Raw genomic sequence first — 13,990 nt, 5'->3', positions numbered from 1 at the left:
GCACTGATGGATCGGGTGGCAAGGGCTGGTATGCTCTGCCAAGTGGCGGCGGGGTTCCCACTTCGCGCGTGCTGACGATCAACGGCATTTCACAGGATCTATCGCTGGATAGATCGTGGACTATATCCGCTGGCGTCTCCGGTAGCGGGTCTTCAAATTATATCCCAATGTGGAATGGATCTACCTCTTTAACCAATAGCTTGCTTCAATACGTTGGTGGCGTACTTATCCGAATGAATGGAAATTTCGAGGTTGACGGCCTCACTTTCTTTAAAAGGGTTACGGCTTCCGAGCGCCTATCAATGAGTATCTCATTAGGTGGTCAGGTATACCAAACTGACGGAACGGAGGGTGTGTATGTGTACAAATCGACGGGTTGGGTCTACGTAGGATAATCAATTTTTTCATCAATAAACTAAATCAAGACCAATGCAAACTACTAACAGAAAACTGATCGAATTTTTCAACCTGGCAAATAACTATTTGCAAGCCGCTGAGGAGGCCAAAGAGAAGGATACGCCACTTAGCGATGCGCTTACCGACGCAATCGAAGAATGGAAACCTCAGATTGAAAAGTACAACAAACAAGTTAGCCGGCTCCGCCGTAAGCACGCCGAGAAGGATAAGAAAACGACCGTACTACTTAAAGACGCCAACGGCAATTACCTGTTTACAGAGGAGGGAGAAAACAACCTCGATGATGCTATTGAGGATCTTTTGGATGAGGAAATCCACATTGAAACCAATTGCATCGACCAGGTGCCGGCAGATTTGCACCGGGGCTATCTTAAAGGCTTCAAAGGCTTCGTGATCGCTGCGAATTATCAGCCAGCACCGATTGAATAACTAAGAGTAAATAATAGTAGACTAGTATCATTCATCAACAACTAAAAACCATTTCATGAAACAACTGCTGATAGCGGTACTGCTGGCGTGTAGCCAGTTGGTAACCGCGCAATCGATCGATCAGATCATTGATTCGAAAGTCAAGGCTTCCGAGGCGAAGCAAAAGGCGTACGTCGATAGCCTGTTCAAAATCAAAGGCGATGGCGGCGACACGCAGAACCCGCCGAACGGATTGAAGCCGTGCCCTCGCGGACCAAAGCCCGAGGATATTTACAACATCACATCCACTTCCGCAATGGTGCTATGGGATGGTGAAGACGTGCGCGGATGGGATTATTCGATTTACAAAGGTTCTACCCGCGTAGCTTTCGGATCAGTAAAACCTACCGGCAACCGGGAGCCAATTACTTATGCAGGACTGGAACCAGGCGAATACACGTTGAACGTGCAGGGGAATACCTGCAAGAGCGACGTGTACAGCAAAACGTTTGTAGTTCCGAAGCCAACAGGCGAAGGTAATGGAGGTGACGACGGGAATTCTGGTCCGCCGCCTGTAAACACCGGGGAACGAGGCATTACAATGAACCTGACCGGCTACGGCTTTGATGTTTCAGCGCCGACCGGGATCAATAAGGATTGGCTTCCGCGAATTGAAGCGTTTTGCAATCTGACCTACAACGGGAAGAAGTTCCGGGGAATAGACGCTATCCGGGTCAATATGAAGTGGCACGATTACGAGCCACGAAAGGACGTATTTCGTGATGATAAGCTACTCGATGTTATTAATTACTGTAAGCAAAGAGGCCTCAAACTATCCATTGCGCTCATTCCGTGGCGTGCGATTGGTGATGATTACTTGGGTCGTTCTGAAATGCTCGAACATTTGCCGGATCCAAACTGGAAGCCCTCTGATGACGAGCCGACGCAAGATTTAGTATGGCATGACAAGGATCAAACTCCGGTTAGAGATAAAACCTACCTGCCAAGCTTTAACAGCACCACCGGTAGGGAGAGGTTCAAAAATGCAGCCCGGCACCTGGCCGAGTTCATGGCAAAGTATCCTGAGTACGTTGACTACATTTCGACCGCGACCAGCCCTGGTGAAGAATATGAAACGGTTATTGTGCGCCGGGCAAATAATCAGCTGCTCCTTACTGGATATGGACAAATCGATCTGAATGCATGGCGGGACTATTCCGGAGGTATGGCTGTACCTTATCCAGCGCAGAATAACGAGGAACACATTGCCTACCTATTTACGAATTCGGAAGCTGGCAAAAAGTGGTATGAGTTCAGAACAAAGGGACTGAAAGATTTTCACGCTGCATTTGTACAGGGAGTCCGGGAAGGAGGAAAAGGAAAGGTGCGGAGCATGGGCATGTATGCCGGAGTCGGTGCGCCAAGCGGAACCTGGACCGGGCTTTACAAGCTGAATGAGATTTTCAGCGCTGGTACGGCTGATCAGCCCGATATGATTTACAGTTCCGAGGGTGATGCCGGCAGTCAGAATAGCAAGCTGATGGCAACCGACCTGAATGCGGCCACATTCCCCGGTGCAGCCAAGGTAATCGAATTCGATCCTAACGATTTATCGGTAGATCAGGACTGGCAAACTCGCGAGGATGAAGACGTGAACGGCGACATTCTCTATTATTGGGTTTCTTCCTTTTTCAAACGAGGTGGCGACGATGCGAGTTTGGCAATGGCGTTCTACGCGCCGAAAATCAACGCCCAGCTAGGGCCCGCGCTTTACAGGATCCGTCAAGAATTCATCGACGGTGATAGCGGCATGACGGGCATTGCCCAGGGCGATGGTTTCACATTTACGATTTCCAGGTATGCAGGCTTGCAGGAGTACCGGGAGATGTACAGCCAGCGCGGCGGAGGTGTCAACAAGGTTGTCAAAATCTTACTGAAATGAAGCTCAACCATTGGAAGATCATCGCCGGGCTACTGGCGGTGATTCTGGTTTTCGCCTGCATTCAATGGTACCGAGGGTTCCGACAACCTACACCAAACCCGGATGCGCCCGATTTCGCCGATACAATCCGGGAGAGCCAACGCCGGGCCGATCAGCACGCCGATACGGTCAAAAAACATCATCCAGATTATGAAAACAAACTTGAAGGGTATCGTAAAAGCGCTGTCCCTGATTCTGTGGATCCTTCCGGCCGTGAGCGTAACAAGCTGGGCGCAAGAATCGAATCAGCCGCCAAAGCGGACAGCATTCGAAAGCGCACTCCTCGATAGCGCTTATCGCTACGAAAAATTAAAGCCTACTTTTTTTAGCCTGAAATCAGCCTATGAGTCCCAGACCAAAGAAGTTACAGAGCTACGAACCGCCATGCGTCTGCAAAACCTGCAAAACGAAATGCAGAAACAAAATATTGAAGCCTCGCGCAGCCAGGAGAGGAATACGGGTAAACGAAATTGGTGGCGAGGATTCCGCTTTGGGATCGGCCTCGGGGTAACGGGAGGCATATTACTTGGTTTGAAACTATAACGGATAACCCGAAATGGAAGAATTATTTAAACGGTTTGGCGTGCCTGCGGAGATGTGGATCATTTCCTTTTGTTCCGCGTCTCTGATAACCCTGTTCAGGATTTACGAGACAGAGGTTCCACCATCTAAGAGGCGAGTCATTTCAATGGTGATCATGGGGCTTGTGAGCGCTCTGGTAGTTCCTGGCGTGGTAATCCAAGTGTTCAACATTCAAAACCCGTCTGTTTCGGCGGTGATCACCGGAGGTGTTGTTTACAGCTTCGAGCAGGTAATGCATGTAATCAGGGCAAAAATTGTAAAGAAAATAGATACCGATGATGGAAATCCTGTTTAATGTCGCGCACACAGCATTGTGTGCCTTCATTCTCGTATTGACTATTCTGTCGCATATGACACTGAGGAGGCGCAGAACTGATACCATTGGGCGCAAGCTGTATCGCTGGTTTTTGGTCCTCTTTTGTGTTGCTGGCTTCTGGATCGGGCCTAAGGCGCCCACTTTCACCTTTTTGTTCGCGGCAGTTCTCACAGAGAGGCTGATCGTCTACAAGGGTTGCAGGGCAAAAAAGGACTGGCTAGGGAGGTTTTTAGTAAAAATTAATTGGTAATGAATTTCGAGCAAGCAATAGGCTATGTATTATCCGAAGAAGGTGGATTTACAGCCAAGGAGAGCGACGCCGGCAACTGGACCGGTGGTAAGATCGGCAAGGGCATTTTGAAGGGAACCAAGTTCGGAATATCTGCGGCCAGCTACCCGGATGAGGATATCCGTAACCTGACCAAAGACCGGGCAAAATTCCTGTACAAGCGGGATTTCTGGGATGAAATCAAAGGCGACCTACTGCCAGGGAAAATAAGTCTCCATGTGTTGGATTTCGCAGTGAATGCCGGGCCAGTTGTGGCAATCAGAGAGCTGCAACGTGCGGCCGGCGTAGTCGTGGACGGACTGATAGGCCCGAAAACCTTAAAGGCGGCCGCCAATGTGGATGCGTGGAAGTACTCAGAAATGAGGATTTGGCATTATACCGGCCTCGCAAAAAAGAAAGCAGCCTACCGGGACTTTCTCGCGGGCTGGCTGCTGAGGAATCAAAAGATAACCAGGATATGCCTGGAAAACTGACATTCGATTTAGTTTAGGGAGTAGTACATAAAGAAGGGGCTTCATAGGCCCCTGATTTATTTTGCTCCTTCAAAATTAAGATCGATCCCTTTATCCGATCCGTCTTGCCCCCAATTGCCAATCTTCCCCATTGTCCATTTACTCCTGTCAGTTTCACGAGAAGGAGGTAACATAAACCCTCGCACGTTTTCATTCGCAACTGGTTCTCCGCTGCTCAACGGCCAAAACTCTTCACTGACAGGATATTGCGATTTTTCGTATTGAGAAACCATGTAGAGGAGATCGGAAGCCCTGTACTTACTAAAAAAATTTGTTGCAAGTATCTGTAAGGTTTCCGCATCTCTCGGCTCGCATAGCTGCCGAAGGTCTGTAATCATCGCCCCGAACTCTTCGTGGGAAATTGACGGTATTTTTGTCTCTGGCATGTTGATCACTGTTATGGTGTAACTTATTCAAAAAGGCAGCACCCGGCGCATGAGAGGTTCGAACTCTCGTCTCCCCGATCATGGCCGAGGATCTTACCTATTCCGTGGGCCTACCCATCCATTACGAATGCGCCGGTGTGCTGTTGGCTGTAATTTAACAATGACTACTGTATTTCTCGAACCAAATCATAAAAATCCATGCTGGTATCGTCTTGACCTGTGTACTGTCCATCCTCATAGTACCAAAGTGGACGATACTGATCACCTCTGAATTCTTTTTCGCCGTATTGGTTTACGCGCATTTTGTCAATCTTAACGACCGTTTCGTTGTTATGGGCCCGAACATACCTCGGATCGCGGACTTCATAGGATTTGCCGACTTCGAGTTTGAATTCAACATTCTGGATAGGACCTTCAACACATGGGGCAACAGGCGATGTCGCAGCAAAGAATTCGTGCCCAGGCCTATCCAGAATATACCAGTCATCCATATTGTTGAAATCCGGATTATCAATTTTAGCCATAATTACGTCCCCGTCGAATAACAGTAAACCGTTGAATGTTGGGCATACCTCTTTAACCTCCCAACAGCACCCGGCCTTAATTCGATGAGGTCGGCAAGCAAAAAGCGCCAAGAATACTTCTATGGAGCCGCTCCCTAGTTTAATGGGACTAACTTTTTCCTTTTTAACCCAATTCACACCAGTAAACTCCCATTTGCAGCCCGACTGTGTGCTAAACAAAATGTCCCCGATAGATGGCGGACGCCCCAAAATTGATTCTATTGTTGTTTCCATGGTGTGGCTCCGTAGGTGAGTTCTGGCACATCGTAAACCTGCCCATTATAGCCAATTTTCATTCCTGAAAGCTGGCCGGCAAGATCACTCAGGGCTTCATCAGGCGTGTTCCCATCTGCGGACGCGGCGATAATGTGATTATTAACGATCAAGTCCAGCCCTTCGCAAAAAGTGTAGAACTTGAAATTGCAGTGTTGAGGCGGATTATCCCGGATATGAACCGAGATATCGAAGCCTATTTTCTTTTTATAATCGAGTAAATCCATGATTATTTAGTTTGTATTGGATGATTCATTTAAAGCATTGATCAGCGCATCGGCAATCCTTACACATAAATCAGGAAGGTCTAAGACATATGGGCTAATGCCGCCTCGTATAGATGAATTCAACACTTGAATCGCTATCGACTCTCGCTTTGTGAACCCTCCAAACTGTTTATCGTGGTAGCCCATCAATGGGTGTCCGGAGTGAACAGCAACCTTACACGGTGTCGCTGGATCGTTTGGGTTTGTTTTCATTGGATAATTGGGATTCGATTATTTTGCTACGGCGGCTATTTTGATTTAATGAATTGCTCTCCTTGGAACTCCATCAGTCCTTCCTCGATGATACGGCCACTAAATGGCACATCGAACGGGCCGAATACCTTAAAGTCAGGATGCTCATACAGGTATGTCCATTCCTCCTGAACGTTATTGACCAGATAGCCGTGATCATCCCGGATCGAGATGTTTACAATGTTAGGAGCCCGGAAAGACAGGATTTTATGCACGTCGCGGTCACCCTGCCGGAAAAGGAAAATCTTCCATTTAGTCCCGTTCAAGGTTCGCTGCACCGGCACTATTACGGCCTTCTCCTTGCAGGATGTGGCCATTGTTGCAGACAGGAGGCTGAGGATAAATACGGCTTTTTTCATCGATGTAACTGGTTTTGGTTTGTTGTAAATGCTTCTGATAATTTTCGAGTGACCCGAACTCTTCGATCATGTCATCGATATGTCGGACGATGCTGCCCATGGGATCAATATTTAATCCGGTTGATCGTCCAGGTCGGGTGTTTTTTCCGTAGTTCAGTAAGTGAGCGTTTGGAATAGGCGATGTATGGTCGCTGCCCGGGTTCTATGATCTGGAACTTCGGTAGGCCCTCATAGCGCCGACTGATATTGCCGTCAAACACTTCCTTGTTCTGGATGAAGTTCTGCTTGGGGGCTGGATCTTTTGGTTTTGATTTTACTGTGCCTCGTTTCATGTTGTGCGCGGAATGAGGGTTATGTCGGTGAAATACTCTTCCATGTCTTCGGGATTCAGCGCCAGGCATAGGAATGGAAACCCATGCCCATCACTATATACCTGCATCTTTTTTCCGCCCTCCTTCACAAGGCGGAAAAATTCGATGATGATACGGAGCTGGGCTCCTGCCGGAGCTTGGCAGATTGGCTTAGTCGTTGTTACCATGGCCTTTGTAAAGTGGCCCGGTGCGAGTTGTAGATCCATTGCTTATTGTGTTTGTTGATTGGATGATTGATTGCTTTTTCATCAGGATGAGATAGATAGCATCCCTCTCTTCATCGTTGAGGCGGCCAGTGATGCCGGAATTGTCCTGGATAAACTTGCGGCCTGCTTCGGTCCAGGATTTGCCTTTTAGTGGGCCTTTTGGTAAAGGTTTTTGCTCTATCACCTGGTATCCAGCGCCGGACAGGATTTCGGAAAGGTGTTTCCCCGTAGCCTGGTTTTCTCCGACATTCTTGCTGATCCGGTCAGATTTTCGCTTTGAAAATCCTTTTCGGAAGTTCGATTTTCTGTTGAGCCATCCCGCTTCCAGGATGATTACAGTGTCTTCCTTTTGGCAGAGCATTGTGACGCGCAAAATGAGGTCTGAGAACGAAACAGCCTTGTGGTACACCCATTGGCCAGATACGTCCCAAATGGCAAGGCCAGAGCGCTTTAAATCGGGATCTATCCCGACGATGTGCTTTACTTGCATGAATGATTTTTAAGATTGTTGATGTTCATCGGCAGGTGTTGCCAGTTCAATACACAGGTATTCAACTTTCTCTTTGATTGCGTCGAATAGATCCGTGAGTTCTTGCTCACTGAAAAGCCTGTAAAAATCCAGTTGTTCCCGGATTAAGATTCGTTTTGCCATCGATACGATAGCTTCTTCCCGGCTTCCGTTTTCTGCACGCTGGATCATTTCCATGGTGCTCTCCACTGCGCTGCGGGCGTTGACCAAGTCGCGGCTTTGTCTGGCTTCTTCGAGTAGTTCCAGCTTGGCGGTATCCATTGCCTTCCACTTGTCTTCGCTGTCAAAAACAAGCTGGTCCACCTTTTCGAGGAACCGATAAAGGACATTGCCGTAGTCTTCATAGCTTCCGCCATCCAAAACCCGTTTCATGATGCTGAGAAAGAACTCATGCGACATTTTCAGCTGCTCTGAGTCTGGAATAATCCACTCATCCGGCTTCACCTGTTGGGCGTGCTGTGCTAATTTTTTCATCACCGGCTTTTTTGTCTCCTCGATGTAGGCACGAATCCATTGCACGAAATTGGAGGGCGTGAAAATTACCGGATCGTCTGGGCGTTTCAGGTAAAGTCCATCGAGTCCGTTTTCCAATGCGGTCATAATCTCGCGCTCGGTCAATCCCGGAAATTTCATCAAGTCGTGATTTAATTCCCGGCTGAGGATGGCTTGTTCCTGCGGGTCTTTCGGGCGGCTACCGAGCCGGGTAGCGGCTTTGAGCATGATGGCCGTGATGATCATCGGGATTTGTTGCCCGTTCATCTCCGACAGTCTTGGATTATTCTCAGAAGCTGAGGAGGCTCGGACAATTGCGTTCTCGGTTCTGGTAAGCTTCTCTTCGGCTACGCTCCTGAACGTTGCCGGCTGTGATGTTATCAGCTTGTTCATAGGTTTTGAAGTTCTTCATAGGTGTAGAATCCGCCTTCTTCGGCGATTTGCTTGGTGGCAGCGGCAACGGTGTGAGCGGACTGAACCAGCTTTCCAGCCGAACTACCCGTACCGATTTTGGCCTGCTTTTGCTTCCAAATCGACAGGTAGCTCAAAAAGTGACGCTTGGAATCGAGCTCAGACTTCCACTCGTGCCCCAAAACTCGCTTCTCAGCGATAAACTCTACCAGTGCGGCATCGTAGTCCGGCATGTCTACCTTTCGCGTCATACAGGCCGTTTCTCGAAACGCTTGATTGGTTCGGAGGAACTCTTCGCAGTCGTCGATCGTAAGGGGGGTGCCGCGCAACTCGGGGGGATTAGATTTTTTTTTCAGGTCTTCTAATTCGTCCTGAACATAGGTCGGAATCGCGGTCGCGGAAACCTCTTCCTTCCCTCTACTTTTATTTACTTTACTTTCCTTTACTTTACTTTGTGTACTTAAACCCTGTTTTGACGCACTTTTTGTTTCATTTCTGGCAGTTTCTGCAACATTAACCCGGGTTTCTGCTGTAATAACCTGGGTTATTTCAATCAAGATAAATTCAGGTAAAATGCTGGCGGAGCGCTTTGCTACGACGTATCGCTCCTGAATTTCCGTCGATGTGAGCACCTTATTAATGTCATAAAGTCCGCGATCAAAAAGGTCCAGTGTTACGCAAGAATCGATCACATCCTGTACGTCCTTTTCGGTGATCGACGCACCTATGAAATCCGCGATGTCAAATGCCAATTCGGAGTCGTAGCGGATGAAATACCCATTGCCGCCATAGATGAGGCATAGAAGGTAATCGTACACTACTGCCCCTTTAAGTCCATGGGTAGCCATTAGCCGCCGGATCTTGCGGTCCGAGTACATGTTCGAATCCTTCGGAAAGTATTCTAGTCCTGGTTTTGGTGGGCGTGCCATATTGAAAGGGTTATTTCTTGATTCTTAATCCGAGGCTTACGGCCTCTTCCATGCTCATTACGTCATGGATAATGATGTGGCAGTTCCGGCAGACAGGCCGCCAAAGGCGTTTTACATTTAGTAATATTCCGCGACCGGCGAGATGGTGTACGTCGGTAGACCGTTTCGTGCATCCGTCCAGTTTTGCAAAGCATACCGGGTTGAGGCGGATAAACTCTTTCGCATCCACCCGGTATGTTTCCTGCTCCTTTCGGCGCTTCTTGCTTACTTTCCTGATCGGCTTACGCTTGACTCCTTTCTTGCATGAGTGCTTCATGGCATACCGCTTTCCGCAATGCTCGCAGTACTGCCAGTTTACGGTCTCCGGCATGGTTACTGAGTCGTCGTTTGGGTACGCTCCGCCATCACTTCGCTCAATGGGCGCATGTTGGCAGAAATTTCAGATCCGTTGTTTTCCTCAGCGGAATACGGGAAAACATCGAGGATCGGTGTAAGGTTGATATCAGTCACTTCGTAAGGAATCAGGAAGTTGCGAATGCTTTCGTTGATCCGGTCGAGCGCCTGCTGAATGCCCTCGGCGTTTACGAGCATGTGGTTTACGATTTTCTTTTCCTTACCGCTGCGCTCATCGACTGAGAAGTAAATGAGCTTCGCCTTGAACCATTGCTCGCCCTCCTCGTAGGTGAAAATGTCAGCCAGGCGCATGCGATTGATTGCCGTTACATTGAAATCGCTCGCATCGGTTTCGATCAGCTCGTAACACTTTGCCTCTGCTTCTGTGAAGGATACCGCGTCGATGAGATACGCTTCATCGATCGTTCTTAAACTACCCGCCTCATCCTCCTTTTGATAGCGGATTTTTGAAAAATACCATGATGCCATGATGTTGGTGATTAGTGGTGAAAAGTTGATTTGAAATGCAGCGTCAGGGGTTCGACGCTGTTAAAGTTTACAATTCGATGAATTTGCCGGGGATGCCGCACATGCGTAGGATTTCTTTGTCTCTGGATCCATACGCGACCAGGACTGACGGCGCACCGGAGTTAGCAGGTGCGACGCGGCCATTTACATCGTAGAAATACAACCGGCCTTGAATGAATAACACGGCGCTTGCTTTGCGCCACACCCACCGAAAAAACATATCAGTTTCAGTTCGGGCAAAAATCAACGCCGTGCCCTGGTTGTGATTCGAAAGCTTTTCCAGCCATAGCGAGGCTTCCTTCCCGTATGGAGGATTACACCATACGCGGCCAAACCATTGCTGCGCCAATCCGTCTTGCTCCTTTGAGAAGTGAACACGGGCGGTATTCCAGGGCCGTGCAATCGGACTGCACGGATCCAGATCAAACGTTCCGAGCTTTTCCAAAACAGCAGGCGGCGTAAGCCACTCGTCATTCTTCATCTTTGCGCTCTGATGCGCTCCCATTCCATTTTTGCGGGACATAAAGGTTCGGCTCGGTTAAAGTTTACAATCGTGGAAATGTTGAATTGCTTTGAATATCTGGTATGCGACCTGCGGTACAATCGCGTTGCCTGCGGCCTTTATCGATTCGTTTCGCCACTTTGAAACGGTAATTCCGTCCAGTCCGGAGGGAAACCCATCATTTCCAGAACGAACCGGGGATTGAGTTGGGAAGTCTTCCCAGGCTCCCCGACCATTCCGTGGGTCGAATGCGCCAATGTGTCGTTCTGCCGCTTCTCGTTGGGTCGCGTACAACCTCCTTTCGCGTCGCTGCTGGCTGTCGGAGTCGGAAGCATGATCTTTCCGTATTCCGGACGTTTCGAACTGTGAAACTTCGCCTGTTCGAAATCCTGATAGGTTGCCATCGAATTTGTTGGGGTTGGCAAAAGGCCGTTCACTGCTTGACCCGGTAATCCATTCCTCGGATCTGCTGAAATCTGGCCGCGCTTCTCCGAATCGTTCGCTTTGGGCGTAGGAAGCAGGCCCCTGCGAATTACCGCCTGCCCCAATTTTTCCGCGTGCTTGCTGGCTCCATTGTATTCCTTGCCCGGCGCAAATGTTCCGCTCGCATCGAATACCTGAGGAGTGGGCAACAAACCAAATCCTGTCTCTCCTGTGAGGGGCTCCGACGGCACAAGCTGGAAGTAGAAACGGTGTGACTTCGTAGCCTTCATTTTCCAAGTCAGCCTGCACCTCGTCGAAAACCAACCCTCCATTCCAATTAGTAAGCCCGCGAACGTTTTCGCCCACAACCCAGCTCGGTTGAATCTCTCGAATTGCTCTAAGCATTTCCGGCCAGAGGTGGCGGTTATCTTCCTTTCCAAGTCGCTTACCTGCTGTGCTGTATGGCTGACACGGGAATCCTCCGGAAATAATATCGATTGACCCTCGGTGAATAGCGAAATCTGTCTTTGTAATGTCATTGTACGAAATGGCGTCAGGCCAATAATGATTGAGAACTTTCTGCCCGAATGGGTTCCACTCACAGTGAAATACGTTTATCCAGCCCATCCACTGCGCAGCGAGGTCAAAGCCTCCAATGCCCGAAAACAAGCTACCGTGATTCATAGGGGTTCGGCTCGTTTAAGGTTAACAATTAATCCCACAGCCTTTTTGCTAATTCAACTTTCTGAGTCAACTCCTTCACTTCCTTCTTAGCGTATGTGAGTGAAAACGAGTGGCTGCGTTCGATGCTCCCATCTTTCATGCCCTGATGATTCCGAATCGCCTGTTCAAGTTTAAATTCATAAAATTCTAGGCTTTCAGGCATGGAAAGGTTGATGGTACTGGCTTTCCGCTCCCAATAATCAGCTCGGGCGCCGTATTCAGCCGCTTTGTCGGAAAACTCTACCGATTTGTCCATTCTAGCATGATTTCGTTCTATGAGCGCTCTATGCCTTTTTTCACTATGGTGCCCCACCTTTATCGGCTCCGCAAGTGCAAGAAAGTCCTTTCCTTCGTGAGAGGCTTCCCAATATTCTGTGCTCTTTGAGTTCGCTCTGGCGCTTGCATTGTTCAAGCGCTCTGCCTTGCGTTTTGCCCATTCCTGAACATTAAATCCATCAGCCCGAACGATCGAGTAAAAGAAGAAGCCATCCTTTTGGTAGATCAGATTAAAGACGATACACTCGTGCTCCTGACCATATTTTGTTTCCAGAATAATCGTAGATCCTTTTTCATGCTGTTCCTCGCATTTTGCCAAGAATACATTTGGACAATATTTGCTGTAAGTGTTCATAATTTCTCTTGTTTTCTCTCTGGGTAATATTCCGGGTAATGTCCTTTTATGGTCATCGACATTACCCGGAAAAACAGGGGGCGATTACTGGTAAGGATGTCCTAGCATTACTGGCATCAAAAGCAATTGCACAGACTTTGCATGTTTTGCCTGCGGGATGAGGATAACCGGCTTGTTAGGTGCGGATAGCTGCATTGTGACTGATCCACTGAACGGCGCCAGTGCCTGTGTTACAAACTTTGCATTGAAACCGATTTTCAAGGGCTCCAACGCCTGTTCGAGGCGCAGCGATTGCTTGCTTTTAAATCCGTAATCCAAGTCCTCAGAGCTGAGGCTAAGACTATCTCCCGAGAATTCGAATGCCATTTGCTTTGTAGTAGTGTTCGCAAACAGCATGGCCAGCTGGAGACGCTGCTTCACTTGGGCGATATCAAGCGAAACCTGGAAGAGGAACGACTGAGGCATCACCTCTTTGTAATTGTAAAAGAACGCATCAATGCACCGGCAAAGCACTATGCAATTTTCAAACCTGACAATGGCATTGCCCGAACGATATCCGAAGGACACCTCCTTGTCCTTTAATGACGTGCTGTGCAAAACGAAATCAGCGAAATTTGCATGCAGTAAAAACGGCAGGATGGTTTCCGTGGCTGGTGCATTGGTTTCGTATTTTGTCAATCTGTGCCCATCAGTGGAAACTAGCTTGATACTTCCCTCCGCAATATCGAAGTAGATTCCAGTCATAGCGGGGCGCAAGTCGTCGGTAGAAACTGTGCGGCGAGTCAATTTAAGGCCTTCGCGCAGCTCATCCATGCCGATCCTGAAATGCTCAATGGGAGACCAAGATAGTTTAGGATAGTCGATTACCTTGTGCTGTTCTGAAAAATGGAACTCTCCCCATTCAGTGGTAATAATCATCTCGAAACCGTCCTCTTCTGTCCCTTTGGACTGAAATGCCATTCTCCCCTCCGGAGAAAGCGCAACCAGTGACTTGATTTGACGGTAGGGTAACAGGAATGAACCAGTCTTGCAAAAATCCACCTCCTGGATTGATGTGAAGACCGTGGTAATCAAATTCGATGCCGTCAGGTGCAAGGTACCCAGCTCAAAATGAAAGAGCACATTGTCAAGGATTGGAACAATAGGTGTTTCGCGGATGACTTTGGTAAACAAATTCAGCGCGCGTTTGAGATCGGCGACTTCAACAGTGCCGCCGATCACTCTTACTTTTTCTGCAACCATGCTATT

21 protein-coding genes are annotated in these 13,990 nt (G+C 48.5%); 6 read left to right on the top strand and 15 right to left on the bottom strand.

The annotated features are described in order from the left end of the window. The 3 genes from J7619_RS12000 to J7619_RS11990 form a co-directional block, all read left to right on the top strand. Positions 1 to 395 (top strand): hypothetical protein (locus tag J7619_RS12000; protein WP_291198281.1); only part of this gene is annotated, 395 nt, incomplete at its 5' end. Positions 396 to 429: 34 nt separating this feature from the next. Continuing rightward, positions 430 to 846: a hypothetical protein gene (locus J7619_RS11995; RefSeq protein WP_291198279.1), complete on the top strand. Its 417-nt coding sequence runs from the start codon at positions 430 to 432 to the stop codon at positions 844 to 846. 55 nt (positions 847 to 901) lie between these two features. Then, positions 902 to 2,767, top strand: coding sequence for a hypothetical protein (locus J7619_RS11990; RefSeq protein WP_291198277.1), 1,866 nt, complete (start codon positions 902 to 904; stop codon positions 2,765 to 2,767). Positions 2,768 to 2,796: 29 nt separating this feature from the next. On the opposite strand, the gene J7619_RS11985 is transcribed toward J7619_RS11990, so the two are convergent. Continuing rightward, on the bottom strand, positions 2,797 to 2,949 hold the full coding sequence (locus J7619_RS11985) for a hypothetical protein (protein ID WP_291198275.1): 153 nt from the start codon (positions 2,947 to 2,949) through the stop codon (positions 2,797 to 2,799). 7 nt (positions 2,950 to 2,956) lie between these two features. On the opposite strand from J7619_RS11985, the gene J7619_RS11980 reads away from it, so the two are divergent. The 3 genes from J7619_RS11980 (at position 2,957) to J7619_RS11970 (ending at position 4,466) form a co-directional block, all read left to right on the top strand. Further along, positions 2,957 to 3,349, top strand: a complete 393-nt coding sequence (locus J7619_RS11980) for a hypothetical protein (protein WP_291198274.1) — start codon at positions 2,957 to 2,959, stop codon at positions 3,347 to 3,349. A gap of 13 nt (positions 3,350 to 3,362) precedes the next feature. Further along, positions 3,363 to 3,683: a hypothetical protein gene (locus tag J7619_RS11975; protein WP_291198272.1), complete on the top strand. Its 321-nt coding sequence runs from the start codon at positions 3,363 to 3,365 to the stop codon at positions 3,681 to 3,683. Between the two features lie 270 nt (positions 3,684 to 3,953). Further along, positions 3,954 to 4,466 carry a glycoside hydrolase family 108 protein gene (locus J7619_RS11970; RefSeq protein ID WP_291198270.1) on the top strand — a complete coding sequence of 171 codons (513 nt, stop codon included), beginning with the start codon at positions 3,954 to 3,956 and terminating at the stop codon, positions 4,464 to 4,466. A 56-nt stretch (positions 4,467 to 4,522) separates the two neighbouring features. Here the strand turns inward: J7619_RS11970 and J7619_RS11965 are convergent, their stop codons facing one another. From J7619_RS11965 to dnaN, 14 genes are all read right to left on the bottom strand, one after another. Next, complete coding sequence (locus J7619_RS11965) at positions 4,523 to 4,891, bottom strand: hypothetical protein (protein ID WP_291198268.1); 369 nt, start codon at positions 4,889 to 4,891, stop codon at positions 4,523 to 4,525. A gap of 164 nt (positions 4,892 to 5,055) precedes the next feature. Then, positions 5,056 to 5,688: a hypothetical protein gene (locus tag J7619_RS11960; protein WP_291198266.1), complete on the bottom strand. Its 633-nt coding sequence runs from the start codon at positions 5,686 to 5,688 to the stop codon at positions 5,056 to 5,058. Further along, positions 5,673 to 5,954 carry a hypothetical protein gene (locus J7619_RS11955; protein WP_291198264.1) on the bottom strand — a complete coding sequence of 94 codons (282 nt, stop codon included), beginning with the start codon at positions 5,952 to 5,954 and terminating at the stop codon, positions 5,673 to 5,675. Before J7619_RS11955 ends, J7619_RS11960 begins: the two co-directional genes overlap by 16 nt. Before the next feature lie 287 nt (positions 5,955 to 6,241). Then, complete coding sequence (locus tag J7619_RS11950) at positions 6,242 to 6,604, bottom strand: hypothetical protein (protein WP_291198262.1); 363 nt, start codon at positions 6,602 to 6,604, stop codon at positions 6,242 to 6,244. A gap of 104 nt (positions 6,605 to 6,708) precedes the next feature. Then, positions 6,709 to 6,936, bottom strand: coding sequence for a hypothetical protein (locus J7619_RS11945; protein ID WP_291198260.1), 228 nt, complete (start codon positions 6,934 to 6,936; stop codon positions 6,709 to 6,711). A gap of 189 nt (positions 6,937 to 7,125) precedes the next feature. Continuing rightward, positions 7,126 to 7,671: a hypothetical protein gene (locus J7619_RS11940; RefSeq protein WP_291198258.1), complete on the bottom strand. Its 546-nt coding sequence runs from the start codon at positions 7,669 to 7,671 to the stop codon at positions 7,126 to 7,128. Between the two features lie 9 nt (positions 7,672 to 7,680). Next, entirely contained in the window at positions 7,681 to 8,595 is a 915-nt protein-coding gene (locus tag J7619_RS11935) for a hypothetical protein (protein ID WP_291198256.1), read from the bottom strand. Next, the gene (locus tag J7619_RS11930; RefSeq protein WP_291198254.1) at positions 8,592 to 9,542 is read right to left on the bottom strand and encodes a DUF4373 domain-containing protein; all 951 of its coding nucleotides are present in this window, start codon (positions 9,540 to 9,542) and stop codon (positions 8,592 to 8,594) included. The genes J7619_RS11935 and J7619_RS11930 overlap by 4 nt, the downstream gene beginning before the upstream one ends. 10 nt (positions 9,543 to 9,552) lie before the next feature. Beyond that, positions 9,553 to 9,912 (bottom strand): hypothetical protein, encoded by a 360-nt coding sequence (locus tag J7619_RS11925; protein ID WP_291198252.1) that lies wholly within the window; start codon positions 9,910 to 9,912, stop codon positions 9,553 to 9,555. 2 nt (positions 9,913 to 9,914) lie between these two features. Then, positions 9,915 to 10,424 carry a DUF4494 domain-containing protein gene (locus tag J7619_RS11920; protein WP_291198250.1) on the bottom strand — a complete coding sequence of 170 codons (510 nt, stop codon included), beginning with the start codon at positions 10,422 to 10,424 and terminating at the stop codon, positions 9,915 to 9,917. Between the two features lie 67 nt (positions 10,425 to 10,491). Beyond that, on the bottom strand, positions 10,492 to 10,986 hold the full coding sequence (locus J7619_RS11915) for a DNA N-6-adenine-methyltransferase (protein ID WP_291198248.1): 495 nt from the start codon (positions 10,984 to 10,986) through the stop codon (positions 10,492 to 10,494). 15 nt (positions 10,987 to 11,001) lie between these two features. Further along, on the bottom strand, positions 11,002 to 12,015 hold the full coding sequence (gene dcm / locus J7619_RS11910; protein ID WP_291198309.1) for a DNA (cytosine-5-)-methyltransferase: 1,014 nt from the start codon (positions 12,013 to 12,015) through the stop codon (positions 11,002 to 11,004). A gap of 85 nt (positions 12,016 to 12,100) precedes the next feature. Further along, positions 12,101 to 12,742: a DUF3560 domain-containing protein gene (locus J7619_RS11905; RefSeq protein WP_291198246.1), complete on the bottom strand. Its 642-nt coding sequence runs from the start codon at positions 12,740 to 12,742 to the stop codon at positions 12,101 to 12,103. A gap of 84 nt (positions 12,743 to 12,826) precedes the next feature. Then, the gene (gene dnaN / locus J7619_RS11900; RefSeq protein ID WP_291198244.1) at positions 12,827 to 13,984 is read right to left on the bottom strand and encodes a DNA polymerase III subunit beta; all 1,158 of its coding nucleotides are present in this window, start codon (positions 13,982 to 13,984) and stop codon (positions 12,827 to 12,829) included. Positions 13,985 to 13,990 lie beyond the last annotated feature (6 nt).

It is taken from the genome of Dyadobacter sp. (assembly GCF_017744695.1).
GTDB lineage: Bacteria > Bacteroidota > Bacteroidia > Cytophagales > Spirosomataceae > Dyadobacter.
This window is presented reverse-complemented; position numbering and strand designations above follow the sequence as displayed.

What these genes read in the sequence shown, in the direction of transcription:
- J7619_RS11995 (WP_291198279.1), top strand. Translation starts at nt 430, where the DNA reads ATGCAAACTACTAACAGAAAACTGATCGAATTTTTCAACCTGGCAAAT.
- J7619_RS11990 (WP_291198277.1), top strand. Translation starts at nt 902, where the DNA reads ATGAAACAACTGCTGATAGCGGTACTGCTGGCGTGTAGCCAGTTGGTA.
- J7619_RS11985 (WP_291198275.1), bottom strand. Translation starts at nt 2,949, where the DNA reads ATGATGTTTTTTGACCGTATCGGCGTGCTGATCGGCCCGGCGTTGGCT.
- J7619_RS11980 (WP_291198274.1), top strand. Translation starts at nt 2,957, where the DNA reads ATGAAAACAAACTTGAAGGGTATCGTAAAAGCGCTGTCCCTGATTCTG.
- J7619_RS11975 (WP_291198272.1), top strand. Translation starts at nt 3,363, where the DNA reads ATGGAAGAATTATTTAAACGGTTTGGCGTGCCTGCGGAGATGTGGATC.
- J7619_RS11970 (WP_291198270.1), top strand. Translation starts at nt 3,954, where the DNA reads ATGAATTTCGAGCAAGCAATAGGCTATGTATTATCCGAAGAAGGTGGA.
- J7619_RS11965 (WP_291198268.1), bottom strand. Translation starts at nt 4,891, where the DNA reads ATGCCAGAGACAAAAATACCGTCAATTTCCCACGAAGAGTTCGGGGCG.
- J7619_RS11960 (WP_291198266.1), bottom strand. Translation starts at nt 5,688, where the DNA reads ATGGAAACAACAATAGAATCAATTTTGGGGCGTCCGCCATCTATCGGG.
- J7619_RS11955 (WP_291198264.1), bottom strand. Translation starts at nt 5,954, where the DNA reads ATGGATTTACTCGATTATAAAAAGAAAATAGGCTTCGATATCTCGGTT.
- J7619_RS11950 (WP_291198262.1), bottom strand. Translation starts at nt 6,604, where the DNA reads ATGAAAAAAGCCGTATTTATCCTCAGCCTCCTGTCTGCAACAATGGCC.
- J7619_RS11945 (WP_291198260.1), bottom strand. Translation starts at nt 6,936, where the DNA reads ATGAAACGAGGCACAGTAAAATCAAAACCAAAAGATCCAGCCCCCAAG.
- J7619_RS11940 (WP_291198258.1), bottom strand. Translation starts at nt 7,671, where the DNA reads ATGCAAGTAAAGCACATCGTCGGGATAGATCCCGATTTAAAGCGCTCT.
- J7619_RS11935 (WP_291198256.1), bottom strand. Translation starts at nt 8,595, where the DNA reads ATGAACAAGCTGATAACATCACAGCCGGCAACGTTCAGGAGCGTAGCC.
- J7619_RS11930 (WP_291198254.1), bottom strand. Translation starts at nt 9,542, where the DNA reads ATGGCACGCCCACCAAAACCAGGACTAGAATACTTTCCGAAGGATTCG.
- J7619_RS11925 (WP_291198252.1), bottom strand. Translation starts at nt 9,912, where the DNA reads ATGCCGGAGACCGTAAACTGGCAGTACTGCGAGCATTGCGGAAAGCGG.
- J7619_RS11920 (WP_291198250.1), bottom strand. Translation starts at nt 10,424, where the DNA reads ATGGCATCATGGTATTTTTCAAAAATCCGCTATCAAAAGGAGGATGAG.
- J7619_RS11915 (WP_291198248.1), bottom strand. Translation starts at nt 10,986, where the DNA reads ATGTCCCGCAAAAATGGAATGGGAGCGCATCAGAGCGCAAAGATGAAG.
- dcm (WP_291198309.1), bottom strand. Translation starts at nt 12,015, where the DNA reads ATGGGCTGGATAAACGTATTTCACTGTGAGTGGAACCCATTCGGGCAG.
- J7619_RS11905 (WP_291198246.1), bottom strand. Translation starts at nt 12,742, where the DNA reads ATGAACACTTACAGCAAATATTGTCCAAATGTATTCTTGGCAAAATGC.
- dnaN (WP_291198244.1), bottom strand. Translation starts at nt 13,984, where the DNA reads ATGGTTGCAGAAAAAGTAAGAGTGATCGGCGGCACTGTTGAAGTCGCC.